Below are 24067 nucleotides of genomic sequence, written 5' to 3'. Positions count from 1 at the left end.
TCTGCCGACCTTGCCTGTGCACAGTTAGCGCTGACGCTCAATGTATGAGGGTAATAACAATGAAAAAGAATCTACTGTCACTTTGTCTGGCATTGGCTTTAGGGGTTACAGCACCTCTGGCGGTGCAAGCAGAGTCAACTATTTCTCCGGCGAATGTTTCTATCGCGCCGACGATCAGTACCGCCACCTTACAGCAGTTACCATGGCAGCCATTAGTGCCACCGACTACGCAGGACATCAAACTGACTGCGGCGAGTCCACAAATCTCTCAAGGGAATGTTGAAGGGGCTGTTGCCGCTTTTGCTTTACCCGCCGATCGTGGATCGATGGAGATTACACTTAGCAGTTTAGTGACTGATAATCAGCTTTTTTCCCCTAGCGTTTTAGTGCTGGACGAGCAAATGCGCCCAGCTGCTTACTATCCGTCCAGCTATTTCACTTATGAAAAAGCGGGCATTATGACCAGTGATCGTCTGCAAGGGGTGATGAAACTGACCCCGGCACTGGGCCAGAAACAAATTTATTTGCTGGTTTACACCACCCGTGACGATTTGGCAAAAACCACCAAGCTGCTGGACCCAGCCAAAGCTTATGCCATGGGTGTCGGTAATGCGGTACCGGATATTCCAGATCCAATCGCTAAACACACCCCGACAGGCAACCTGAAAATCAAGGCCACTGCTGAGCAGGGGATGGGCAACGTTATGATTGGCTTAATACAGTCAGCACCGGCTTCGGCTCCAGTCGTGGTAGGCAGCGCGGTTCAACCTACGCCAGCCGCAGTACCCGCACCGATAAAACCTGCGGAGCCAATGCTGAGTGAGACTGAAAACTACTTCAACCAGGCGATTAAAGATGCGGTGAAAGCCGGTGATGTCGATAAGGCGCTGAAATTGTTGAACGAAGCGGAACATTTGGGCTCAACTTCAGCCCGAAAAACCTTTATTGGTAGTGTAAAAGGCAAGGGTTAAATCCCGGCACTGCCGAATATGGCTAGATGGTTGGTGCGCTTTGGCGCACCTTTTTTCGTTGGGTCTTATGTACAGCTACTGCCGCTCGCAACGCCTCGTTTTGCTATTGGTTATCTTCGCGACACCCTGTTGTGGTTAATTCTGCTTTAAATCTCAAACTCACTTATTTAGTTTTTTGCCAGAAAGAAAAAGATTAAGTGAGAATGTAAAAGACATGCGATTGAGCTTGCGCCGATATCATCAATTGAATGATTGTCTATCCCTTCGATTTGCAGACGATAAAAGCGGAAATTAGCAGTTTAAAACCCGGTGAAAGCATTTTATTTTTTCCTGAGAGGGGGCATGTTATTACCATCGTGCAAACTGCCAACAAAGAAGGATTATACGTTTTTGATACAAATTTAATAAATGTAGAACAGCTTAATTCAATGGTGCCGAAGATAAGACAATTATATGAAAATTTGACTCCTGAGCTGATCACCCAGGGAGACAATACCTACCTTTCTGGACAAGAGGCGGCAGATTTACTTGAGATGTACTTCAGGTCGTCCAGTCGACATGATAACTCTGGTGCGGCAATTATTCGTTATAAGGGATGGGTTCCCCTAACTCATCAATAATAGAAAACAATTCGATAAAATTACGTCCTTTGTTGGTCATAATAAAAAGTAACCTGATGTCGCGGGATCCTCAATCTGCGCTACAATGTCCCCTTCTTTACGAATTAGCGGGGAGAGTCTTTTCTCCCCGGCAGGGAGCAAGCTAGATGTCTACCGGCGATGCATCAATTATAAAACCTATCCAATGGTGTGCCATTGACCAGCCCAATTTTCCTGCTGATATCGCTGATTGGTTGATGGAATTGGGGTCGATGACCCGGCGTTTTGAGCAATATTGCCAACGAGTCCATGTCGAACCCCAGCGAGAATGCTTTATTACGCGTAATGAGTTAGGGGAAGATGCAGAACACTTACCTGTAAGCGAACTCTATTGGCTACGGGAAATCATTTTGTGTGGTGATAATGAACCCTGGCTGCTTGGTCGCACGGTTATCCCCGAGCAGACACTGTCTGGCCCGGATAGGGCGCTGGTGGATTTGGGCACCCTCCCACTCGGGCGCTATTTATTTGGTGGGGACAATTTAAGCCGTGATTATATTCAAGTGGGGCGGCAGAATGAACTTTGGGCGCGCCGCTCATTGCTGCGTCTGTCAGGCAAACCCCTGTTACTGACGGAAGTTTTTTTACCGGCCTCGCCACTGTATGCGGTTTAAGCCGTAGTAAGATTTTGGAGATGGATAAATTGAAGGGAAGTACTGTTCAGACCAAATGGCAGGCTTATTGCCGTTTAATGCGGATTGATAAGCCTATTGGCTCGTTATTGCTATTGTGGCCGACGCTGTGGGCATTATGGCTGGCGGGACAGGGTATCCCAGAAACCAAAATACTGATTGTGTTTGTGTTGGGTGTATTTTTTATGCGTGCGGCTGGTTGTGTCGTCAATGATTATGCTGACCGAAATATTGATGGCTTTGTAAAACGCACGGCATCCCGCCCGTTACCCAGTGGTATTATCAGTGAACGAGAGAGCAAAATCCTGTTTGTGGTATTGGTACTGCTCTCGTTTGGTCTGGTGTTAACCCTTAATAGCATGACCATTTGGTTATCATTGGCAGCATTGGCGTTAGCCTGGATTTATCCGTTTATGAAGCGGGTCACTCATCTACCCCAAGTGGTATTAGGCGCAGCTTTTGGTTGGTCAATTCCGATGGGATTCGCTGCGGTGAGTGAGAGCTTACCCTTGGTTTGTTGGCTGTTATTGCTGGCGAACATCTGCTGGACCGTCGCTTATGACACGCAATACGCAATGGTTGATCGCGACGATGACCTGAAAATTGGGGTTAAGTCCACGGCGATTTTATTTGGTCAACATGACAAGCTGATTATAGGTTTGCTGCAACTGGCTACACTGGTGTTGATGGTTGCTATCGGCTGGCTGATGGGGTTGGGCGGCGCATTCTATTGGTCAATCCTGCTGGCGGGTGCCTTGTTTATCCACCAACAAAAGATGATTGTGCAGCGTGACCGCGACGCCTGCTTCCGTGCGTTTTTGAATAATAATTACGTAGGGCTGGTGTTGTTTTTAGGGATTCTGATTAGTTATTGGCAGTAAATACGTTTCTGGAAAACAGTCAAAAAAATGGCCAGATGATGAATCCGGCCATTTTTGTTTAGCGTCTTGAGGAATCAATCTTCCGATTTATCCTCTGCCTCGGATTCTGGCCGTTGATTGCTGGTTTCGGCTGGCATACTGACACTCTCGATAGTCAGTTTCACTTCCGGCGTCATCAACGCACTCAGCATATTGTAAACTTCCAACGTATGTTCCTGAACCGCGTCACCACTGTCACTGATATAACCCTCTTCGCGCAAGGTACCGACCAGTGTTGAAAATACCGCTTTATCGAAGAATTCTGGTGCGTTAATCCCGTGCAGAACAGACAATCGCTGCGCCATGATACGGCTCTCTTTCTCCAGCGCCCCACGGTTAATGCTCGGATTGGCACTGAGCAGCGACAGGGTAATCGCGTATCGTTGCAGGGTTTCCCGCACACCGGCGGCCAGTAATTGCAGTGGGCGAATTCGGGCCGGATTCAGCACTAGTTCGGTCCCTTTGTCACAAATCAACTGCTGGCGGGCCAGTTCATCTATCAGCGTGTCCAGCGTCTGTGGTAACTGCTCTTTGCTGTAATGCAGGAACAGTTCAGCTTTCAACATCGGATAAATCATACTGATTTGGCGCAACAATTCGTCACGGGTAATGCGGCGGTGGTACATCACCATGCTGGCTATCAGTGACGGTAGCATCAGTAAGTGCTGGATATTATTGCGATAATAGGTCATCAGCACGGCTTGTTCCCGTGGCAGGATGATAATGTCACCAATGTTGTCTTTCTCCACCTCAAACTTATTCATATTCAAGGCGTGATTAAGTAACTCTTCCGGTGTTTTATCCGGCACAGTGACATCTTTCGCATACGGCACATTACGCATCAGTTGCAGATAGCAATCAAGTTGCTCAAGCAACTGCTCACGGGTGAGTGAACGCTGACGTGAGGCTAACAATGCGGTAGAACACAAGTTCATGGCATTCGCTGCTGCCGCATTATTTATTCTCACCATGATTTTACCGGCCAAATCATTTACCGCCGGTGTTAGCCAGCTTGGGCGCTGAGCTTCAATCGGATCAATGGCATCACGCCATTGCGGTACATTGGTGTTCAGATAGGTGGTCAACGGGATCGGTTCACCAAAGTTGACATAGCCCTGACCGAGGTTACGCAACTTGCGCAAGCCCCGCAGCATCTGCAACAGGTTCTCTTTCTCTTTGGTCGCACCACGCAGCTCTTTGGCATAGGTACCCACTTCCATCACATGTTCGTAACCGATATAAATCGGCACCAAAGTGATTGGACGTGAGCCACCACGCAACATCGCCTGAATGGTCATCGACAGTGTGCCGGTTTTTGGCTCCAGCAGGCGGCCGGTACGTGAGCGCCCTCCTTCAACAAAGTATTCAACTGAATAACCACGGGTGAACAGTTCACCTAAATACTCGCGGAAAACCGTTGAATAGAGTTTGTTGCCTTTAAAGGTGCGACGAATAAAGAACGCGCCCAAACGGCGGAAGATAGGCCCGGCAGGCCAGAAGTTAAGGTTAATCCCGGCGGCAATATGCGGCGGCACCAGCCCTTGATGATAAAGCACGTAGGAGAGCAGCAGATAATCCATATGGCTGCGATGACAAGGCACATAGACGATTTCATGGCCATCTTGCGCCAACTGCCGCACCCGTTCTGCATTATGGACGTTAATACCTTGATACAAACGGTTCCACGTCCAGCTCAATACTCTGTCAGAGAGACGCACGGCTTCATATGAGAAGTCGGCTGCGATCTCTTCCATCAGCGTAATGGCATTTTGCTGTGCTTTCTCATGGGAGATTTTCTTGGTCCGCGCTTCATCGGCGACGGCCTTTTCAATCGCCTTTGAGGTCAGCAACTTTTTGAACAGATCCTGCCGGGCAGGCAGACTAGGGCCAACCGCTGCCAGGCGTTGACGGGAGAAGTGCATCCGCGCTACGCGAGCCAGTTTGTGGGCGATAGTTTTATCGGTACCGTGCTCGCTGGCCATCCTGCGCAGTGAAACTGTGGTAGAGAAACGCACAAAACTATCGCGACCCAGCCACAATACCGCGAAGAATTTTTGCACTCCGTTAAGCACGCGCAGATGGGGTGTTCCGTGGCCTTCACGCCCCGGCGAACGACCAAACATCACGGAAACCGGTAACATCTGGATATCTAACTCGGGATTATTGCGGTGCAAATCCAGATAGTCGTGGAACAGCTTTACCGATTCCTGTTTAGGCGCGTAGTAGCGAAAGACCCGCGGGCCATTATCGATAAACACATGGCTGGGCAGTTGCACGCCATCGATTTCCAATGGAATCAATGGGTCGGGCAGGTCTTGTGCTTGACACTGCGCTCGCAAAGTCAGCAAATCAGCCTTAGAATTGTAAGGCAAAACGTACAGAATAGGACGAGAGGGGTCTAGCCCTAACTCAGTCACAGGGTCTGCCGGAATAACCTTGCTTTTTACCAACATTTTAAGTGGTAAATTCAATAACTTATAATATATTTTACGCCAACCTGACATAACTACATGAAGCCTCTTGTTAGCAATTCGTCGCAAGGATACCAGAAACTGGTTTTGAGATCTGTGGTGATAAGACAACAGAAAGCGGCAAAAATCATCATTAACTTAAGATAAAGGCAATAAAACATGGCGAATCAATCAACAGGGCTGGCCCGAGTCTATAAAGCGGCCGGTTATTCTGTGAAAGGCTTAACGGCTGCCTGGAAAAACGAAGCGGCATTTCGTCAGGAAGCTGTTGCTGCCATAATCGCTATCATACTGGCCTTCTGGCTGGATGTAGATGCTATCGCACGCCTTTTATTAATTGGTAGCGTGGTTTTAGTGATCATTATCGAAGTCATTAACAGTGCGATTGAGGCGGTAGTGGACAGGATTGGCAGTGAGTTCCATGAGCTATCGGGCCGCGCCAAAGATATGGGGTCCGCGGCAGTATTCCTCGCTATCTTGTTAGCGTTATTTGTTTGGATAACCGTACTTTGGCAGCATGCTGGTTAACGTTATGCCGAACAATGCCGCAGAAATAAGCTGTGATTAATCCCTGTTTTTATTCACTCTTTGGTTCCCAACACCCGCATACCTGTATATACTCACAGCAAGACTGTATAAACAAACAGGGGGCGGAATGAAAGCACTTACTACCAGACAGCAAGAGGTTTATGACCTGGTTCGCGATCACCTAGCGCAAACCGGCATGCCACCGACCCGTGCCGAAATTGCGCAGCGTCTGGGGTTTCGCTCTCCTAACGCCGCTGAAGAGCATTTAAAAGCACTGGCCCGTAAAGGCGTCATTGAGATTGTTTCTGGCGCTTCCCGTGGCATTCGTTTGCTGATGGAAGAAGAAGACGGCCTGCCACTGATTGGTCGGGTTGCCGCAGGTGAGCCTTTGCTGGCACAGCAGCATATCGAAGGGCACTACAAAGTAGACCCATCAATGTTTAAACCGAGTGCAGATTTTCTGTTGCGGGTTAATGGGATGTCGATGAGAGATATCGGTATTCTGGATGGCGACCTATTAGCGGTGCATAAAACGCAAGATGTGCGTAACGGGCAAGTGGTCGTGGCACGAATTGATGATGAAGTGACGGTAAAACGCTTGAAAAAACAAGGTAATATCGTACAGCTTCTGCCAGAAAATAGTGAGTTCCAACCGATTATTGTCGATCTGCGCGAACAAAGCTTTACCATTGAAGGATTGGCCGTCGGTGTTATCCGTAATGGCGACTGGATCTAACATTAGCGTTTTATATTGAACTGATAAGCCGTTCCTGCTCAGGAGCGGCTTTTTATTATTAATGACCCCATTAAACGATTCAGATACCCAAAATAATTGACGTTGCAGGTAGGCAGCCGCAAAGAAGCTCGCTAATTCCGATCAATGCTAACGACAAGTAGATGATTCGGATGACAAATCTGCGGGGAGAAAATTTGAATGCTGCTTGCAGCGGCCTCTCAGAGGTGATGTCTGGGAAGGGGCCAAGTAACAAGTACAGCTAGCCTGCTACAGCTCCAAGTATGGAAAAGTTATTTAGATTGAGACGATTCCGACAATAAGTTATTACCTACTGTTTTAACTGAATAATATCAGTGCTTATTTTTACTTTATAGCTATAATCTCAGTGATTAATATTATCCTGGCTTTAATTGCTAGTATCCTCTGCTATAGTTATTCGTACGGTAAGCGAAACAACGAAGTTTAATTTTAAATTATGACTGTGAGTGACTAATTTAAATGTGGTTGTTTTTCTCAATAGAGAATGTTTATCGTATTGAATTAAATAAACTGACTAATCCCAAGGTAACGGAGATATTATGAATAAAGATCAAGCCGACGGTAACTGGAAGCAGTTTAAAGGTAAAGTGAAAGAAAAATGGGGCAAGCTGACTGACGATGACTTAACGGTAATCGAAGGTAAGCGTGACCAGCTAGTGGGTAAAATCCAGGAGAAATACGGCTATCAGAAAGAGCAAGCCGAGAAAGAAGTCAAAGCCTGGGAAGACCACAGCAAATATCGCTGGTAACAGCATTAAATGGAATTAAATTGATATTGATATAAATTAATCGGGTTTCTCGTTTCATAGAATATGTATTGTTAATCAACCCCGTCTTGTTATTGGTGTATCAACTCCAATTATACTGAAGCGGTGAGGTTATTTTTAATAAAAGCTATTCTAGCTGACCTGTATTTATATCTGCGTCTGCACAAGGATGTGCCTTATTAATTATTACCCTGTCGCATTGCTCGCGGCAGTCTGCTTTTTATTAACTGATATATACCCACCAGGGATTTATATCTAAAGTAATTGTAGAGCAGCTAACATTGCAGCAACTTCAATTAGGTACGCAGCTATTTCTTTTTAGTGACAATAGAGTGGTCATGGTCACAATGCTCATGGCTTTCGCATGCTTCAACTTCCCCGCATTCAGCACATAAACCGTGCGATTCAACCACACTGTGACGCAGTACAAAACCTGATTGTTTTGCTAACTGTGCCAATGCCTCTTCAATGCCCACTGTAGTGCGTTCAGTGACTATTTTGCACCGATCACAGATAAATAGCGCTGAAGTATGGGTTGGCTCTTCAAAATGATGACATAACACATAACTATTAGCCGACTCGACGCGGTGAATAAACCCTTGCTCCAGCAAAAAATCCAATGCGCGATAAACAGTTGGAGGCTTGGCTTGTGGCTCAGACACACGCAACAAATCCAACAGGTCATAGGCACTGATTGCGCCAGGTTGTTGTGCCATTAAGCGTAGTACTTCAAGACGCTGCGGTGTCAGCCGGACGTTACGTTGTTGGCACAGACTTTCAGCCTGAGCCAGCAGCTTTTCCTCATCGATAGGTTTCATTATATCCATCCCGCAGCATTTGAATTGAATTGATTTTACCATATTTAGCGTTAATCGCCGAGAGGTGAAAAAACGAGGGGAAGGTGGGTATCACACTTTTGTTAATTCACAGGATTCGATGACAGAACGATCAGTCGTAGAGTTCAATTATCACACAGGCAGCTATGGTCAGCTTCTATGGTATAATTAGTCATTCCATCCCTTTGTAGGGTTCGCTCGGCGGGCAACTTCAAAGGGTATTTGATGAAATAATAACCGATGAAATCACCGTAAATGCACGCAGCCCAGACTTTTTCCAGCACCCCGGCCAATAAGCCACACTACCCTCTACAACGTTTCTCCGTCGCGCCGATGCTCGATGGGACGTACTAACAATAAATATCAGTAAGTTACAATTTTACGGGGTGCTATTGGGGTGCTGGTGGTCTAAGTTTTTCGCCACTATCAATATTGTTTGATCCGCGCCAACTCTGTTTTTGCCTCGCCGCGCCGCTTATCAATAAAGTCCGCTAAATCGTTAACGTGCACCATTCTGGGAGCCTTTTGTGAGTCACCGATACGGAAGGTGGGAACCGGCAGATCACCAGCGCCAGCTTTCTTATCTGCTGTTGCAGGCTTCATACCGAAATACCGCTCAGCAATATCGGACAGCGGGATCGTTGATGTTTCAAACTCAGCCATTAACAAAAATGTTGTATTCATACATACCCCACACTGTTTATTTAAAGGCCCGCCGCACACAGGCCGTGACTAAAATCATTTTGCTGCTGGTGGATCAAACTGCACCGGCTCAGCAGTAACACCGTGACGATTTAACACACCAATAATTAATTCCCGCTTACAACCGATGGCAGGAACGTCACGCAATTCATTTACCAGCGTTGAGTAAATATGGCGTGGTATTTCTGCTGGCTTGGCTGCTGTGAATAACTCCTGACCGATAACCAGCGCCCCCTCATAAAGCTCACGAACAGCTTTTTTACGCGGCTTGCCAAAGGTCATAAAATCACTATTCTCTACGAGGGCCACTGCTGGTAATGTCTTAAGCGCATCCAGTTGTTCGCGCAGTGATAGCATCTCTTCTACTGCACGAATAACAACAGGGCATTCACTGAAATTTTCAAAAATAGACTGTAATTCATGTTCATTTAATTTGTTCATGGTACCGCCAATTATCAGCTGATAGACCAGTTAACTATTTGATTAAAATATGCATTCTTGTTCATTTATTTTGGGTGTTTTATCGATTCCAAAATCATCCATTGGTTTTTGAAAGCATACCCAGTTTGTATTGGCCCTTTTCCCTGATGGATGCCCAAATATTGGCGGTACCGGCGACAGTTTAATAATGTCGCGGGTAGGGATATGCACCTCATTCCATTTAAAGATAAGTACCCCCCCCCCGGACGTAATACCCGGAACGCCTCAGCAAAGCCTCTAGTAAGGTCGTCTTTCCATGACTTACTAAGGATGCCGTATTTCTTTCCCTGCCAACCTTCAGGCCCACAATGGGTAAGGTGGGGTGGGTCGAATACAACGATCTGGAAAGTATTATTGGCAAACGGCAACTGACGAAAATCAGCAATAAGGTCTGGTGCAATCTCCAGCTTACGGCCATCACATAAAATGTGACTTTCGGCACGGATATCGACGAATACAGCGCGCGGATCGGCACGGTTGAACCAGAACATGCGGGAGCCGCAGCACATATCTAAAATCGACTTATCCATCATGCCTCCTGCTCGATGATTGGTAACAAGCCAGCTTCATTACGAACAGCCTCGATCGCCTCTTCTGGATAGCCCCAAATATTCCCTTTGCGTAGACTGCTGTTTTCCGGTCCCAAGTAGTAAGCATCGATGCGCTCACCTTTACAGATGTAGTTCCGCATCATTATGACCAGCGACCGCAAAGTACCGCCGTGGTTAAATCCTTTCCAGTGTCGGTTTTCGAAGTGGGTATAAATTCGCTTACCGGTATATTCATCGATCAGAAAAACCCTACCGGTGTTGTTTAATTCGAGTTGGGCAACTCTCTCCGTTCTGGTGTCATAGAAGAACCGGCGACCATGGGCGGCAATAATACGGATCAACTGATTGGCATGATCAAGGCGCTGTTGCTTCGTTGATTCACCTTCAACGCCAACCTCCCTCCCATTTGCAGGTACAAAATAATCAGGGTGAGTCCAGAAACCATGGCTATCACGTTCAACTGGTGCTGCTGTAATTGTCTTGATCATCACTGTTTCCTCGCATAGAGAACGCCATCCACCGGAAGGCATTCATATTCAGGTGGTAGACCTTGCTGCTGAATGTCTGCTATACAGTTTTTATCATCCGGGTATACGTAGCCCTGAGGCTCGTACTGGCACGGCTGGAAGGTGTAGCAGACGAGTAAAAACAGGCCGTACATCATGATGCTATGGCCCCGGTTAGCTCATTGAATCGCTGCAGGAACTTTGCACGGGCTTGCAATGGTGTTAGCGGGGTAATAGAAATGTCTGAGGGAGGTACACCATCTAGCATGGGCCATGGTCTGCCATCATCGATATCCAGATCACGACGCTCAGTGGCCAGCATGACAAGATCGGCATAATGAACAACGAAACCCATTTCCGCCGACAACCCAAATTTCTCACGGATAACCAAATCAACTTGGCGCTCGATTGCCTGGTAGTCAGGAAGTAAGCGCTTGAGAGGGGAGGGAATATCCTTGCAATAAGCTTCTGATGCATCGTGTAGCAACGCCTCAAGGGCATATTGCTCTTCGACAATAAAGCTCATTAAAAGACAATGTTGGGCCACACTATAGAAATTCGGCAGGTGACCGGCAAAACGGCATTCATGCGATAAAGCTTGAGCAATATCATCAATGCAAATGCTGCTGGCAACTGGTTTTAAATAATCAAAGTTCAGTCCTGAATAAGTCGTGATATAAGACATAAATATACTCCACACGGTTTTTAGGTAATACCCCGCCAAATACCCCATTGCTGGGATATTTGAAGTGATACTAATAAGCTAAGGTTTAATGAATTACGCTTTAAATTTACCGATAAACGTTTCAACTTCGACATCTTTAAATTTATCAGTAAGCAGATCACGGAATTCCGCTGCAATTTGTTCTTCTACAGCTTCCAACTGTACGATCCGCAATACTAATATCGGTTTGTCGCTGGTAATAATGCTGTAACGCAATTTGAAACGGCGCTCACCCAGGCCTTCATATGGTACGCATTTAAATTCAAAGGCTGCTGGCATAACGTCTTTGCTCTTAGCCTCTACGCTTTCCATCAGTGAGCGCTTGCCGCTGAAATCATTCTCTTCATGATCAGAAGAAGAGAGCGATTCAATAGTAATGCGTCGAACGCCATTTACTGCCTGCACTGCGTTCATTACTTCCCCATCTGCGTCAAAGGCAGTCAGGAATTCACGATTATCTTCTAACCATTCGGCAAGTTCTTTTTGGCTCTGCTTACGCTCATTGATGTTTAACAACCCAGTGAATGGGGCTGTTTTCTTTAAAACGATAACGCCAGTGTTGTCAGCATGACCAGGAGAAACAAGGGTGCCAAGGTTGAAAATACTTACTGCTTGCATGCTATCGGCATCAATGAAGCAGCGAACGCCGGGGCCAGCATATTCAGAAGAATATTTTACAAAATCGTCGATACTGGTGGTTTCCATTTTGCCGCGAAAACGGTAGCGGTTTTCATAGAAACGTTCCAGACTTTCCACGCCTACATTCTCTGGTAAAACAGATACCGGACAGTCAGTTGACTCTAAGCCATTAGTAAATAAAGCGGATAACGTTAAATCTTTAATTTGTGCGATTGCTGAACCATCTAATTGAGACATATTAACTCCATTGGAATATAAAAATAAGTTTCGGAAAGAGTGAGTGATTAATTAACGGTTTTTAATTTACCGTCTGTTTCACCTTTAGCTGTGAATAACTGACCTTGGTCTTCTTTGAATAAAGAAAGTCGACCACCTTTATTTACATACATCGGTGTAGTCGTCGTATCTTCTTCTGAGCGATTACCACGCATTGTAGGGGCGGTGAATTTCAGTTTATGAGAAAGGGTGACACGGTTTTCATCGAGAGCGGAAAATTCAATTTCGATGATTACCTTTCCCTTTTTATTGGTGTTATTAACACCAAGGGCGACATCACTTAAAATAGCGCCGTATTTTTGTTCAAATACACCGCCATCTAGATCGCTAATAAAGTTTGCTACATTAGTTTGACGCTCATTCATTTTGAGACCTCACAATGAAGCGGCATGCGCCGCATATTTTCTCCACACACAGAGAAGTACTCCGATCCGGGGGCTTTATACTGTACGGGTTTAAAGGGATAACCCGCCCGGAGCACTTCTCTGTGTGTAAAAAGAGCGGCTGGCCTGTCAGAACATTATCCTCACCCCCCTGGTGTTGGTTGATTGAGAACTGGCGCAGCCGCTAAAAACACAGCAACAGCAATGGAACAAGGATGTGATTTCCGGCGCTTATCTCCGGCTGCTGCAATTGCACAGGCTAGCTCTTTGGTAAACCACAATCGGCTGAGCACTACATTTGACCACCTTACGACGCGTGGGCCGTTACGCAGGCTCTGCGACCTAACCACCTTGCCGCCAGCGGTGGTAACACAGCTGCAGTCCATATATCCGGTGTAATGCTCATGCGATTGTGTGCCTGGTTACTTCTCCACCTCAGGCGGCGGTGGTATCCTCAAAGTCCCTACAACAAGGAGGATTTTTCTGTGAACAATGAAGATATAAACATTCGTCTTAAAGCTATGGAACTTGCCATTACGCGTCTTGCAACTTCAATTACTGAAAATGGCGGGCCATCATCTATAGATCTAGAAGGACACATTCTTTATTTTCGAGAGCGTCTTGGTCGTGGTGATTTAGAACCTCAACAAGAACTGATTTTCAAACAAACACTGGCGCTGCTTGATCCGCTATCACCAAAACCAGGCGACCTGTTTTAATTATCCGTTTCACAAAGGCTTTTACTGGTGTAATAACCACGCTTCACGGCTGCTTGATTACTCAGCATCGACTCAGCGAGGCGTATGTTTTGGTTGGTTTTTGCATTCGGTTTAAGTTTCTGGAGTTCTTTGGAGTCCTCCAGCAACAAACGAATCAATGCTATTTCACATTCATTAATAGCCTGGTATTTAAACCCGGAAGGTAGGTTAAATGTCCTGCCTTCAAGTTTATCGCTATCTTTTTTGCTGATTTCCATCCTGATCACTCCACACTGTTAACCCTACTAAGCGAATCATCCGGTGTTTCGTATGCCACCGGCAGCTACTGCATATTCGCATTTAAATAAGTGCCTGGTTATTTAAACACCTCAGGCGGCAGTGCTTCCCGTGTACCCCTACAGCGAGAAATCGGTTAAAATCTTCTCACCCCTACAATGAGTGATGGATTTACGCCGATGAACAACAACTGGTGGCAGGAAGTATTACATTTCGTCCTGCGGGAAATTGACCTAGCCCGGATTGTTCATATGCTTCTAATATTCATCATTCTTGTCATTGTTCTGCCTGTGTCGCTTAAAGAAGCGATCGATATGCATAACCCTGAAATCATCCCGCCGCACTGGATGTATTACATCCTATTGTTTTGTATTAGCTTTTTTATCTCATCCGCCACAAGGTATGTAACAAAGCTATTCTCATCAGTTACCTCAGAGTTTTTCGTTACATCCCGAATAGAAAGACTCACGCCAAATGAAAAAGAATGTTTAAGGCAATTCATTCAGCGCGGAACGCATGTTGTTTATTTCCGTAATCACAGCGCAGTAGTCGAGTCTTTGGTAAGAAAAGGCATTCTCCAAAAAATATACGATATGAACTGCGGTCAAAATGAAGAAGGATATGTGATTGCTGAGAAGTACCATTTCCACATCCTTAACATCATCAATAGTTAGTCTTCAACGAATCATCCCGATCTTCATTCGCCTCGGGCAGCTACTTCGTGGGCGTCCTGCCTGTTCGCTGTTGATGTATTCAGTATTAGTAAACTTACATTTAAAGTCAAGGGTAAAAATTAAGTTAACTTACTTTTTAGGTTTTGGCATAAAAAAACCCGCAAAGCGCGGGCTGTTTTAAGAAGATATAAGTAATTACTGTAGGTCTATGATTATCTGCTTCACTACACCAATTAATTTGCAGGTGTCATCCACTTCAATGGGCTTGAACTGAGGGTTTAGTGGCATCAAATATTTGTTAGGACCATCAATAACAAATTTTTTAATTGTCGCCTCATGATTGCCATTTGTCTGAGCTATAACAATTTTTTCATTAACATCTTCAATAAACCCATATTCAGGATCCACTATAACAATAGACCCATCAGGAATGCTCAGTGAACCAGATGCGGTCATTGAGTCACCTTTAACTCTTAAGGCAAATGCGGAATCAGAAATTTTAGCCGTTGTTTCAATCCACTCAGATCGGGATCCTGCTGAACTAAGAGCCTCAGTCCAAGCGCCGGCCTGTACCCAAGAAATCACAGGCACAAGCTTGGATTTACTGGCCATAACTTTTAGCGAAGGCTCAAGTTCACCTTTCCCAGATAAAAGCCATTCTGGTGCGCATTCTAGTAATGAAGATAGTTTAAGTAAACTGTCGCTGGACAGGCCGGTAGCGTCGCTTTCCCATTGGGTTACGGCAGATGCAGAGATTCCCACATATTCAGCGATATCTTTTTGAGTCAGCTTCAACTGCCGCCGCCTAAATTTTATTCTCCCGCCAACTGTGTTCATAGCATCCACCATATAAAAAAGACGTAAGTAATCTTACATTCAGTTGACGTAAGTAGTCTGTGAATATACGATGTAAGTATGCTTACTTTTATGGAGGTAACTATGCATAAAACTGACGTTCTTGAATTCTTCAAGGGCACATCGAAAACCGCTATTGCTCTTGGTGTTTCACATAGTGCCGTTTGCCAATGGGGTCACATCATTCCAGAAAAGCAGGCTTTAAAAGCAGAAAAGATTACGGAAGGGAAATTGAAATATGACCCATCCGACTATCAAAAGCCTACGGCACCAGCCGCCTGAGTTAAACCACCAGATAGGAAGAAACATTGTGGATAACAAAGACTTTCCAACTCAACCAGACATTAGCGACGCGATACACCAGTTAATCATTCAGACTCCGGGCAAGTATGAGGGTATGGCAAAAACACTTGATCCCAAGAATGGCACTGATAACGCGCTTCGTAACCGAGTACGCCAGTTAGCGGGGCAGGTAGTGCCATTAGGTATGGCCGTCGACATGGAATTCTTTTCGGGTCGTTCTGATATCACAGAGGCCATGTGTAAGCGAGCTGGTGGCCTGTTTTTCAAATTACCCCGAATTGATCAAATACATGACGAAGAGTTGCACGAACGCTTCTTAGTGTTTGGCGCTAAGTACGGTGAATTGCATCAGAAATTTATTGAATACACTGCTGATGGAGAGATTGACCACTTGGAAGAGGTTAAGTTTGACCAGTGTGTTGATGAATTAATTCAAGTTATTCAGGGGATTAGAATTTTATCAAAGGCTGTTTACAAAAGGGGTGACGCCTCCGTGTGCGGCACAGAGGCGTCGGGTGCATTAACTAAACGTGTGGAGTAATTAACGCATGCACATTGTAGCGGCTAAACGTTCTATTCCGCAACTGCGTTGCGTTTGTGTCAGCCCGTTCCGGTATGAACGAATGATAAGGGGCCAGTGGAAACCGTGCAACCACAGCAGAGCGCTGGGAATTGTGGGTGTAGTTCGCCGTAAGTGGGGCCGCGTATGACTAATCCCGGCTCAACCACTATAAACCCAATCCAATTACTTGATCGTTATTACAACGATAAGCGCGGCGTTCGTGTTCACGTCATTCGCTATGACAGCACGACTGGCGAGGTTATCTACCTTCGTGATGGTTACGAACATGGTGAATTAACTAAGCCTATCAAGCGGTTCAAAAAAGAATTTACACAGGTGGATGTATGAGCGTAAAGCTATCCAGTTATGTATGGGACGGCTGTGCGGCTGCTGGTATGAAGATATCAAAGGTGGCGATTATGGCCCGTCTTGCTGATTTCTCTAATGATGAGGGTGTGTGCTGGCCGTCAGTGACGACGATTGCCCGGCAGATTGGGGCAGGTGAGAGCACCGTTCGTACTGCTTTGGCTGAATTGGAAACGGATGGCTGGTTAAGCAAGAAAGCCCGCCGTGCCGGTAACAGAAACGCTAGTAATGTTTATCAGTTGAATGTTGCCAAACTTAAGGCTGCTGCTCATGCGTCAGAATCTGACACCTCAAAAACTGACGGGTCAAAAACTGACGGCTCAAAATTCGACGGGTCAGAATCTGGCAATAATGGGACTTTTGACCCGCCAGAATCTGGGGGCGATCCGTCAGTAAATTCAACACCAGATCCATCAAGTATAAAACCTACTTGTCAGCCGCCAATGGCGACCGACCCTGAAGTCGAAATTACTGATCAGGCCAAAGACGTTTTAAAACACTTGAACTTGACCACCGGTTCTCGGTACCAGACTAGCAAATCATCGCTGGAGAACATCCGCGCCCGACTGAAAGAGCAATTCACTGTTGCCGAGCTGAAACTCACGGTTGATTACCTCCACGCGAAGTGGGCTGCTGATTTGGATATGGCTGAGTATCTACGTCCTACAACACTTTTCCAGCCAACTAAATTCCCTGGATACCTTGAAGGTGCCAGCCGCTGGCATGCACACGGACGCCCAGTCCGCAAAGATGGCAAATGGGTTAAGGCGAGCGGGGAATTACTGACTGGCGATACCACTCTGCGCGATAAAGCCTACATGCGGTTCATTGGTTCGGGCTTACCCGTTCGTAACCCAACCCCACTTGAAACCATGGTCAGCAACGAGGCTAGTAAACTTGGTTTGCGCGGTATGGGGAATGGTTTTGGCGTCAATAAGTGGAACGCCCTATGGAAAGAATGCAGCCAGCGCGTGGGTGGGGAGGCAGTAGTATGAGATACGGATCAGTGTGTAGCGGCATCGAAGCAGTAAGCCTTGCATGGGAACCTCTTGGCTGGGCAGCTACATGGTTCAGTGAAATCGAACCATTCCCATCAGCAGTACTGGCACATCGCTGGCCAACAGTAACCAACCTTGGCGACATGACTAAGATTGCCGAGTTAGTTCGTTCCGGAAGTGTAGAAGCTCCTGATATTTTGGTAGGTGGCACTCCTTGTCAGGCGTTCAGCGTTGCTGGCCTGCGTAATGGTCTGGCGGATGCCCGTGGCCAGTTAACTCTTTCATATGTGGAATTAGCCGATGCAATCGACGACGCGCGCCGCCAACGTGGCGAAAAAGAATCAATCATCGTCTGGGAAAACGTGCCGGGCGTTCTCAGCAGCAAAGACAACGCATTCGGGTGTTTTCTTGCAGCACTTGCCGGAGAAGATGAGCCACTTGTCCCATCAGGGAAAAAATGGACGAACGCTGGTTATGTGTCTGGACCCAAAAGAGCAATCGCATGGATCATCAAAGACGCCCAATATTTCGGAGTGGCCCAACGCCGCCGCCGTGTGTTCGTTGTCGCAAGTGCTCGAGATGACATTAATCCCGAAGAAATATTATTTGAGTTCGACGGCCTGCGCCGGGATTCTGCGCCGAGCAGAGAATCGGGGAAAGCAGTTGCCGCCCTTACTGCAAACGGCGTTGGAACATGTGGTGCTGACGACAATCAAGCACAAGCAGGACATTTAATCAGCAGCAAATTCGATAGTAATGGTTTGCCTTATACGGTAGGAACTCTATGTTCTGATACTCATCCCGGCGCGTATACAGGCCAAGATGCATATACCGGCCGCATTGTCCCTCAGGTATTTAGCTCTACTGGTGCGGGGAGTTGGGGGGCTGGATGTGGTGTGTTGAGGGCGAGACCACAGGAAAGTCATGAACATCTTGCGGTTTTTAACTGGCAAGCCGGCGGTAATACATCAAGAGCGCTCGGAGCTAATGAGCATGTAACAGGTGCACTGCAATGTAATCAGGTACCAGCAATAGCGTTCAGTAGTAAAGATTATGGCGGTGATGCTTCAGTTGAAATATCTCCCACTCTTAGGGCGGGGAATAGCTGTGAGAGTAATGCCAATGGCGGTCAACCTCCGGCGATAGCATATGCATTTGCAGAAAATAGTTCCTCAGCCGTTCGATTAGAGAATGGGGATGGGCAAATAACGGGCGCAGTATCTTCTGGGGGCGGTAAGCCTGGTCAAGGATATCCGGCAATCCTTACCGGGATGGCAGTTCGTCGCCTAACCCCACGAGAGTGTGAACGATTACAGGGCATGCCAGATGATCACACGCTCATTCCCTATGGTCGCGCCATTCGCCCTGAAAAAATGGCAGAAGACTATGTGAAGTATCTGATGCGTGGTGGTCGGACGAAGAGCCTTGAGGATTGCTGCCGGGCTGCGGCTGATGGTCCAAGATATAAAGCGATCGGCAACAGCATGGCTGTTAATGTCATGCAATGGCTCGGTCAGCGAATTGCTGCTGCGTTACCACCCCTGCTCTACGATGTTATTTACGCCGATCCGCCTTGGCATTATGGAAGTAAGCCCAATCGTGGTGTGAGTCTGGAATATTCCACCATGTCTTTAACAGAACTTTGCACAATGCAGGTTCGTGGGATAGCCAGTCCAAATTCTGCGTTGTTCATGTGGGTAACGGGCGCCATGGTGTCGGAGGCACTAACTGTCGGTGCTGCTTGGGGCTTTAAATTCATCCGTATCGATAAGGTATGGGAAAAGAAGAAACACACCGGCAGTCGCCACGGTGTTGTTGGCCCATGGGGGATGAATGACGCTGAGTTTTTACTTCTATTCACTCGAGGCAAAGTTTGCAGCAACCAGACTGAGCGCAATCAGTACACTGTCTATGAAGAAAAATATACCGGTATCCATTCTGGTAAGCCTCATTTCTTCCGTGAGCAGATCGAGCGTCGATTCAAAAATGCTCGTCGCATAGAACTGTTTGCGCGCACTTCATCGCCCGGTTGGGACGTTTGGGGTGATCAAGCCCCGAATGCTAAACCTTTGGCCTTGCTCGAACCGGAGGAAGCCGAATGAAACTAACCCTGCCATTTCCACCATCGGTAAATAGCTACTGGCGCGCCCCGAGCAAGGGGCCGTTAGCGGGTCGGCATCTTATCAGCGTCAAAGGTCGTCAGTTTCGGTCTGAGGCATTGGCCTGCATTCTGGAGCAGTTGCGGCGGGTGCCGAAAGCAATCACCGATCCGGTTGCCGTCGCTATCGTTTTCTACCCTCCCAATCTGGTTCGGCGGGATCTGGATAATTTCCTGAAAGCGCCCTTGGATGCCCTGACTCATGCGGGTGTGTGGGTTGATGATAGCCAGGTAAAAAAGCTAACGATTGAGTGGGGACCAATCATCAAGGGAGGGAAGATAGAGATAGTTATCAGTGAGGTGAATAAAAATGTTCCTCGTTGATATTGTATTGATGTACAGTGTTTGTGCAGTTATTCACCTCTCCATGTGTGCGGACATTGGATTGGATAGGCTGGTAAAAACTAATGTGTGGAGTAAATTATGAATCAATTAATCGTTATTGATGGTGTTTCTGTACGTAATGATCATGCTGGTCGTTACTGTCTGAATGATTTGCATGTAGTTTCTGGTAGTGAAGATAGGCATAAGCCATCAAATTTTTTGCGCCTCGAATCAATAATTGCCCTTCGTGCAGAAATTGACCGTTGCTCAGATGTGAGCATCGAATCAGTAGTCACAATTCGCGGTGGCGCCAATCAGGGAACCTACGTTTGTCGTGAAATTGTCTACGCCTATGCAATGTGGATTAGTCCCGTATTTAACCTTAAAGTAATACGTACCTTTGATTTGATTAGTTCGGGTAAGCATGAAGTACCTGTTAATGATCTAATGCAGGCCGGTGTAACACTTCTTGGTTTCATGCGAAAAGAGCTAAACCTCTCTAACTCCTCCGTTCTTGGTGCTTGCCAAAAGTTACAGCAAGCGATCGGCTTACCAAATCTAGCACCTGAATATGCCATTGATGCCCCTTCTGATGCTGTCGACGGCTCAAGCCGTCCAACTATGGCACTGAGTACGGTACTTAAATCTCGGTCAATCCCCATTAGAACGACAGTAGCATTTGGTCGTCTGGCCGAGTTGGGTATTGTTGAACGCCGATCCCGTCCGAGCACATCACCAAAAGCCAAAGGGGGGATTAAATACTTTTGGTCAGTGACGTCAAAAGGGCTGCTTTATGGCAAGAACCTCACCAGTCCGGGTAATCCACGTGAGACGCAACCACATTTCTATGAATCGAAAGTGGCTGAACTCATTAAATTAATGATGACGGCTAAAGCAGCATGAGGGCGTTATTAACTCCATTTATTCAGCGTGAGCTTGGCCTCGTCTTTTTAAAGCCGGGGCCGGACCTGATGCCTTACATGTCGGGCCGGTTGCTGGTGGCCAGTGAGCCGGAAGAGTTTAAATCGCTTCCTGCCGGCAGGTTGCCTTTTGTCGATCAGCAACTGGCTAACGATCCACGCCTGCTGCCATTCTTTGAACATGAAAGGGTTATCCGCGCTGCTGGTGGCCCTCGAGTGCTTGAGGCTCGAGTGGGGCTGTTAAAAGGGTGCCAGTGGGTTCACCCAAACAAAAGCTATCACGATAAGAACCTGACAACGCTCAGCTATAAGGGGAAATCTATCCGCTTGTGTTGGGCATGTGACAACCGGCTTAGTGGGCAAAACATCCCACGGTTAGATCAGCTAGCAACTTCCAACCTTATCACTTGGTTGATTGAGACAATTCGTGGTTATTTCCGCTTTACTGAGGGTCACCAGCTCACCATGCCAGAATTGTGTTGGTGGGCGGTGGTTAACGAGGTTTACGACCTGCTGCCGGATTCTATTGCCCGTTCCTCTCTGCATATGCCACCAGCAGTGATCGAAACTGGTGGAACAAAGGAGAGTGATATTACCTGGTCGCCAGCACCGCAAGAGGTTGTTGCCAAGAAAGTGGCTAAAGCTAACCCACCAGCGGAAGTAGCAGTAAAGCCAGCGCTAGCCTTAAAAGTTGATGCCGAGCCGCCAGCAGGTTTTATGCTCAGGCCAAAACTGCGGCGCTGGGAGAGCCGGAGATACCTGCAATGGGTTAAATCACAACCTTGCTGCGGTTGCGGCAATGGTGACTGTGACCCTCACCACATCATCGGACACGGGCAGGGCGGAATGGCGACTAAGGCTCATGACCTATTCACATTCCCTTTGTGCCGCAACTGTCACGATGAATTACATGCCAACCAGCGCGCGTGGGAAGAGAAGTACGGTAGCCAGATAGTTCTATTATTCCGCTTTATGGATCGTTCAATCGGTATAGGGGCTTTAGCATGAGAGACATTTCTTTAGTTTTGGCCCGCTGGGGCGTTTGGGCGCGTGATAATTCCGGTACTGATTATTCATCTATAGCAGCGGGATTTAAGGGGCTACTGCCAGTTACATCGAGCCGTAAAGAATCTTGCTGTGATGATGATGGTCTGATCGTTGATGCCGCCGTAGGTCAGCTAAAAGCACGGCGACTGACGCATGAATTCTCGCTGATATGCCTACATTACATTCTTGGTGTTTCAAAGCGCCAGATAGCGAAGCGATACAAAGTATCTGAGGGCCGAGTTCGCCAGCAGATGCAGGTAGCGGAGGGTTTTGTAGACGGTTGTTTAGCAATGACGGGGGCTGTTCTTGAGATGGACCCTTATACCCAAATCCAACATATTCATGAAAATGATAAAAAAGGATTAGTGCGCTACGCATAAAGTGTTCTAGTGTGATAAGAGTTGGTTGTGCAGTAGCGCTTATCCAGTCAAATAAACCTCGCTTCGGCGGGGTTTTGTCGTTTTGTGACATATGACAACTATAAGCATGGTTATGTTTACTCTTTGTTTATAATTACAATGTTAATTATATGTTGCTGTGATAGTTACTTTGTAACGATGGTTGGCTCAGTCATCCTACCCGTGAAGCTAGCTATCACAGCACCAAATTCAAAGCCTTGTTTAACATCTGAACCGCAACTGGCGCTTACAATTATTTATATTTTTAGAATCGATGGTTTTTTATTCATTCTTATCAAAACATTGTGTCTGTATACTGTAAAATTACAATTTTAAATTGAGTTGAACTTAGGGAATGAGAACACTTAAATTTCACTTTTTATTTAGTGTCCCTACGCTGATATTTAGCGTGTGTCTATTATCTATAACAGGGTGCGTAGACAAGCGTCATGCGGGTTCGGGGACGTCTCCGTCTATTTACGAATCAAGCTCATCTATAAACGCCTCTCCAGAGGTAGAGTATTATTATAGGCAAATTACAGAAGCAATTCAGCATGAGTTTCATGATGCCGATTTGTATAAAGGCCGAACTTGCTCCATGCGGATCCGTATCTTACGTGATGGTACTTTAGTCGATGTGAGAGCATTCGATGGGGATCCAGAGCTATGTGAGGCAGCTATCATTGCGATAAAAAAAGCCAAAATCCCCAAACCGCCAAGTGAAGACATCTTTGCGATATTCAAGGATTCGCCTATCTTATTCGCGATCTAGTATTCTGGGCGGGATCTGTATTTTATATCAAGTTTAAGGCTCACTTCGGTGGGCCTTTTGCATTTTTAAGGTATGCGGTCAGCACATTGGTAGGTGTTGACGCCGGAACCGTAACCGGCTTCAAATTATAGTTAACGGCATGAAAACGTTAACGTACGTGTTTTAAGGCTCACTCCGGTGGGCCTTTTCAGTTTTAGCCCACCAGTCACCCAGTCAACTCCACACACACATTACTGATAATGAGTGGCTGCACTGGTGGGCTAAATTCCTTAACTACACGCCCAGCCCGTATGGGAGGGGGAGATATGAAAATGCATAACAACCCTGACCTTATGGACATCATTACCCGATGGATAGCCGCACATCGCCTCGAATTTGGCTATGGCGGTATCGCTGGGATTATTGCCTGGTTACGTGGACGGTATAACGAAAAGCCGTGGCGTAGATGCTTTCTCGATGCGCTGATGTGTGCCGCTATAGCGTTTGCGGTGCGGGACGTTCTTGATTTCTTCGGGTTATCGACAGATCTCGCCTATATATCGAGCGTCATTATTGGTTATCTCGGTACGGATTACTTATCCAGCTTATTTAAATGGAAAGTAACGGGCCGGCCGATTGAAGAAGGAAAGGGTAATGACAAGTAATTTCAGATTCAGCCAGCGGAGTGAGGGTAACCTCAAAGGCGTTAATGATGACTTGGTGAGAGTGGTTCGCCGCGCTCTGGAGCTATCGACCGTTGATTTCGGCGTTATTGAAGGTGTCCGCACGGTAGAACGGCAAAAAGAGCTGGTGGCCACTGGTAAAAGCCAGACCATGAATAGCCGTCATATCTCCGGCAATGCGGTTGACCTGCTCCCTACTGGTGCCAACTGGAA

General features: G+C 46.7%; 30 protein-coding genes and 2 pseudogenes. 21 read left to right on the top strand and 11 right to left on the bottom strand.

What is annotated here, in order from left to right; translation table 11 throughout:
- The first annotated feature begins 59 nt into the window (after nt 1–59).
- The 4 genes from malM (at nt 60) to ubiA (ending at nt 3143) form a co-directional block, all read left to right on the top strand.
- Complete coding sequence (gene malM / locus V2A85_RS07050) at nt 60–971, top strand: maltose operon protein MalM (protein ID WP_420071141.1); 912 nt, start codon at nt 60–62, stop codon at nt 969–971.
- A 248-nt stretch (nt 972–1219) separates the two neighbouring features.
- On the top strand, nt 1220–1591 hold the full coding sequence (locus V2A85_RS07045) for a hypothetical protein (protein WP_420071140.1): 372 nt from the start codon (nt 1220–1222) through the stop codon (nt 1589–1591).
- Nucleotides 1592–1737: 146 nt separating this feature from the next.
- Nucleotides 1738–2244 carry a chorismate lyase gene (gene ubiC, locus V2A85_RS07040; RefSeq protein ID WP_420071139.1) on the top strand — a complete coding sequence of 169 codons (507 nt, stop codon included), beginning with the start codon at nt 1738–1740 and terminating at the stop codon, nt 2242–2244.
- A 29-nt stretch (nt 2245–2273) separates the two neighbouring features.
- Complete coding sequence (gene ubiA, locus V2A85_RS07035) at nt 2274–3143, top strand: 4-hydroxybenzoate octaprenyltransferase (protein ID WP_083164025.1); 870 nt, start codon at nt 2274–2276, stop codon at nt 3141–3143.
- Between the two features lie 74 nt (nt 3144–3217).
- On the opposite strand, the gene plsB is transcribed toward ubiA, so the two are convergent.
- A complete protein-coding gene (plsB, locus tag V2A85_RS07030) occupies nt 3218–5686 on the bottom strand; it encodes a glycerol-3-phosphate 1-O-acyltransferase PlsB (RefSeq protein WP_372560372.1) in 2469 nt (822 codons plus the stop codon).
- Between the two features lie 126 nt (nt 5687–5812).
- On the opposite strand from plsB, the gene V2A85_RS07025 reads away from it, so the two are divergent.
- From V2A85_RS07025 to V2A85_RS07015, 3 genes are all read left to right on the top strand, one after another.
- Nucleotides 5813–6181 carry a diacylglycerol kinase gene (locus V2A85_RS07025; RefSeq protein WP_083162113.1) on the top strand — a complete coding sequence of 123 codons (369 nt, stop codon included), beginning with the start codon at nt 5813–5815 and terminating at the stop codon, nt 6179–6181.
- Nucleotides 6182–6308: 127 nt separating this feature from the next.
- Nucleotides 6309–6917, top strand: a complete 609-nt coding sequence (gene lexA / locus V2A85_RS07020; protein ID WP_005191485.1) for a transcriptional repressor LexA — start codon at nt 6309–6311, stop codon at nt 6915–6917.
- A gap of 578 nt (nt 6918–7495) precedes the next feature.
- Nucleotides 7496–7705: a CsbD family protein gene (locus tag V2A85_RS07015; protein ID WP_004391853.1), complete on the top strand. Its 210-nt coding sequence runs from the start codon at nt 7496–7498 to the stop codon at nt 7703–7705.
- 326 nt (nt 7706–8031) lie between these two features.
- Here V2A85_RS07015 and zur read toward each other — a convergent pair whose 3' ends face one another.
- The 8 genes and pseudogenes from zur to V2A85_RS06975 all read right to left on the bottom strand — a co-directional run bounded on the left by zur (nt 8032) and on the right by V2A85_RS06975 (nt 12802).
- Nucleotides 8032–8541, bottom strand: coding sequence for a zinc uptake transcriptional repressor Zur (gene zur, locus V2A85_RS07010; RefSeq protein ID WP_420071138.1), 510 nt, complete (start codon nt 8539–8541; stop codon nt 8032–8034).
- Nucleotides 8542–8985: 444 nt separating this feature from the next.
- A complete protein-coding gene (locus tag V2A85_RS07005; protein ID WP_023160424.1) occupies nt 8986–9243 on the bottom strand; it encodes a pyocin activator PrtN family protein in 258 nt (85 codons plus the stop codon).
- 54 nt (nt 9244–9297) lie between these two features.
- Nucleotides 9298–9702 carry a hypothetical protein gene (locus V2A85_RS07000; RefSeq protein WP_420071137.1) on the bottom strand — a complete coding sequence of 135 codons (405 nt, stop codon included), beginning with the start codon at nt 9700–9702 and terminating at the stop codon, nt 9298–9300.
- 42 nt (nt 9703–9744) lie between these two features.
- Nucleotides 9745–10274: pseudogene (locus V2A85_RS06995) on the bottom strand (class I SAM-dependent methyltransferase).
- Nucleotides 10271–10780 (bottom strand): hypothetical protein, encoded by a 510-nt coding sequence (locus tag V2A85_RS06990; RefSeq protein ID WP_420071136.1) that lies wholly within the window; start codon nt 10778–10780, stop codon nt 10271–10273. Before V2A85_RS06990 ends, V2A85_RS06995 begins: the two are co-directional and overlap by 4 nt.
- 172 nt (nt 10781–10952) lie before the next feature.
- Nucleotides 10953–11483 carry an HD family hydrolase gene (locus tag V2A85_RS06985; protein WP_420071135.1) on the bottom strand — a complete coding sequence of 177 codons (531 nt, stop codon included), beginning with the start codon at nt 11481–11483 and terminating at the stop codon, nt 10953–10955.
- 93 nt (nt 11484–11576) lie between these two features.
- Nucleotides 11577–12398 carry a YfdQ family protein gene (locus V2A85_RS06980; protein WP_420071134.1) on the bottom strand — a complete coding sequence of 274 codons (822 nt, stop codon included), beginning with the start codon at nt 12396–12398 and terminating at the stop codon, nt 11577–11579.
- A 47-nt stretch (nt 12399–12445) separates the two neighbouring features.
- Nucleotides 12446–12802, bottom strand: coding sequence for a hypothetical protein (locus V2A85_RS06975; RefSeq protein WP_046050063.1), 357 nt, complete (start codon nt 12800–12802; stop codon nt 12446–12448).
- Nucleotides 12803–13305: 503 nt separating this feature from the next.
- Between V2A85_RS06975 and V2A85_RS06970 the strand changes: the two genes are divergently transcribed.
- On the top strand, nt 13306–13539 hold the full coding sequence (locus V2A85_RS06970; RefSeq protein WP_420071133.1) for a hypothetical protein: 234 nt from the start codon (nt 13306–13308) through the stop codon (nt 13537–13539).
- Here the strand turns inward: V2A85_RS06970 and V2A85_RS06965 are convergent.
- Nucleotides 13536–13796 carry a hypothetical protein gene (locus tag V2A85_RS06965; protein WP_045844201.1) on the bottom strand — a complete coding sequence of 87 codons (261 nt, stop codon included), beginning with the start codon at nt 13794–13796 and terminating at the stop codon, nt 13536–13538. The two genes, V2A85_RS06970 and V2A85_RS06965, sit on opposite strands and share 4 nt — an antisense overlap.
- Before the next feature lie 198 nt (nt 13797–13994).
- On the opposite strand from V2A85_RS06965, the gene V2A85_RS06960 reads away from it, so the two are divergent.
- Nucleotides 13995–14489 carry a super-infection exclusion protein B gene (locus V2A85_RS06960; RefSeq protein WP_072187044.1) on the top strand — a complete coding sequence of 165 codons (495 nt, stop codon included), beginning with the start codon at nt 13995–13997 and terminating at the stop codon, nt 14487–14489.
- A gap of 195 nt (nt 14490–14684) precedes the next feature.
- On the opposite strand, the gene V2A85_RS06955 is transcribed toward V2A85_RS06960, so the two are convergent.
- Entirely contained in the window at nt 14685–15326 is a 642-nt protein-coding gene (locus V2A85_RS06955; RefSeq protein WP_420071132.1) for a LexA family protein, read from the bottom strand.
- Nucleotides 15327–15428: 102 nt separating this feature from the next.
- Here V2A85_RS06955 and V2A85_RS06950 point away from each other — a divergent pair, with 102 nt between their 5' ends.
- The 12 genes and pseudogenes from V2A85_RS06950 to V2A85_RS06895 all read left to right on the top strand — a co-directional run.
- On the top strand, nt 15429–15626 hold the full coding sequence (locus V2A85_RS06950; protein ID WP_005174518.1) for a Cro/CI family transcriptional regulator: 198 nt from the start codon (nt 15429–15431) through the stop codon (nt 15624–15626).
- Nucleotides 15627–15654: 28 nt separating this feature from the next.
- On the top strand, nt 15655–16188 hold the full coding sequence (locus tag V2A85_RS06945; RefSeq protein ID WP_050323426.1) for a YmfL family putative regulatory protein: 534 nt from the start codon (nt 15655–15657) through the stop codon (nt 16186–16188).
- A gap of 165 nt (nt 16189–16353) precedes the next feature.
- Nucleotides 16354–16557, top strand: a complete 204-nt coding sequence (locus tag V2A85_RS06940; protein WP_420071131.1) for a DUF4222 domain-containing protein — start codon at nt 16354–16356, stop codon at nt 16555–16557.
- On the top strand, nt 16554–17570 hold the full coding sequence (locus tag V2A85_RS06935; protein WP_420071130.1) for a conserved phage C-terminal domain-containing protein: 1017 nt from the start codon (nt 16554–16556) through the stop codon (nt 17568–17570). Before V2A85_RS06940 ends, V2A85_RS06935 begins: the two co-directional genes overlap by 4 nt.
- Nucleotides 17567–19675 carry an MT-A70 family methyltransferase gene (locus V2A85_RS06930; protein WP_420071129.1) on the top strand — a complete coding sequence of 703 codons (2109 nt, stop codon included), beginning with the start codon at nt 17567–17569 and terminating at the stop codon, nt 19673–19675. The genes V2A85_RS06935 and V2A85_RS06930 overlap by 4 nt, the downstream gene beginning before the upstream one ends.
- Nucleotides 19672–20055, top strand: coding sequence for a RusA family crossover junction endodeoxyribonuclease (locus V2A85_RS06925; protein ID WP_342079778.1), 384 nt, complete (start codon nt 19672–19674; stop codon nt 20053–20055). Before V2A85_RS06930 ends, V2A85_RS06925 begins: the two co-directional genes overlap by 4 nt.
- 99 nt (nt 20056–20154) lie before the next feature.
- Complete coding sequence (locus V2A85_RS06920; RefSeq protein ID WP_420071128.1) at nt 20155–20958, top strand: KilA-N domain-containing protein; 804 nt, start codon at nt 20155–20157, stop codon at nt 20956–20958.
- Nucleotides 20955–21983, top strand: a complete 1029-nt coding sequence (locus V2A85_RS06915) for a DUF968 domain-containing protein (RefSeq protein ID WP_420071127.1) — start codon at nt 20955–20957, stop codon at nt 21981–21983. The genes V2A85_RS06920 and V2A85_RS06915 overlap by 4 nt, the downstream gene beginning before the upstream one ends.
- The gene (locus tag V2A85_RS06910; protein WP_420071126.1) at nt 21980–22402 is read left to right on the top strand and encodes an antiterminator Q family protein; all 423 of its coding nucleotides are present in this window, start codon (nt 21980–21982) and stop codon (nt 22400–22402) included. Before V2A85_RS06915 ends, V2A85_RS06910 begins: the two co-directional genes overlap by 4 nt.
- 373 nt (nt 22403–22775) lie before the next feature.
- The gene (gene tolA, locus V2A85_RS06905) at nt 22776–23192 is read left to right on the top strand and encodes a cell envelope integrity protein TolA (RefSeq protein WP_420071125.1); all 417 of its coding nucleotides are present in this window, start codon (nt 22776–22778) and stop codon (nt 23190–23192) included.
- 305 nt (nt 23193–23497) lie between these two features.
- Nucleotides 23498–23836 (top strand): phage holin, lambda family, encoded by a 339-nt coding sequence (locus tag V2A85_RS06900; RefSeq protein WP_420071124.1) that lies wholly within the window; start codon nt 23498–23500, stop codon nt 23834–23836.
- Nucleotides 23826–24067, top strand: a pseudogene (locus V2A85_RS06895) (M15 family peptidase); the annotation flags it as partial. The gene V2A85_RS06900 and the pseudogene V2A85_RS06895, both read left to right, overlap by 11 nt.

Source organism: Yersinia sp. 1252 StPb PI (assembly GCF_048593885.1).
In the GTDB taxonomy this organism is placed as follows: Bacteria; Pseudomonadota; Gammaproteobacteria; order Enterobacterales; family Enterobacteriaceae; genus Yersinia; species Yersinia enterocolitica_E.
Note: the sequence above shows the minus strand (reverse complement) of the source record. Positions and strands in the feature narration are given on the sequence as shown.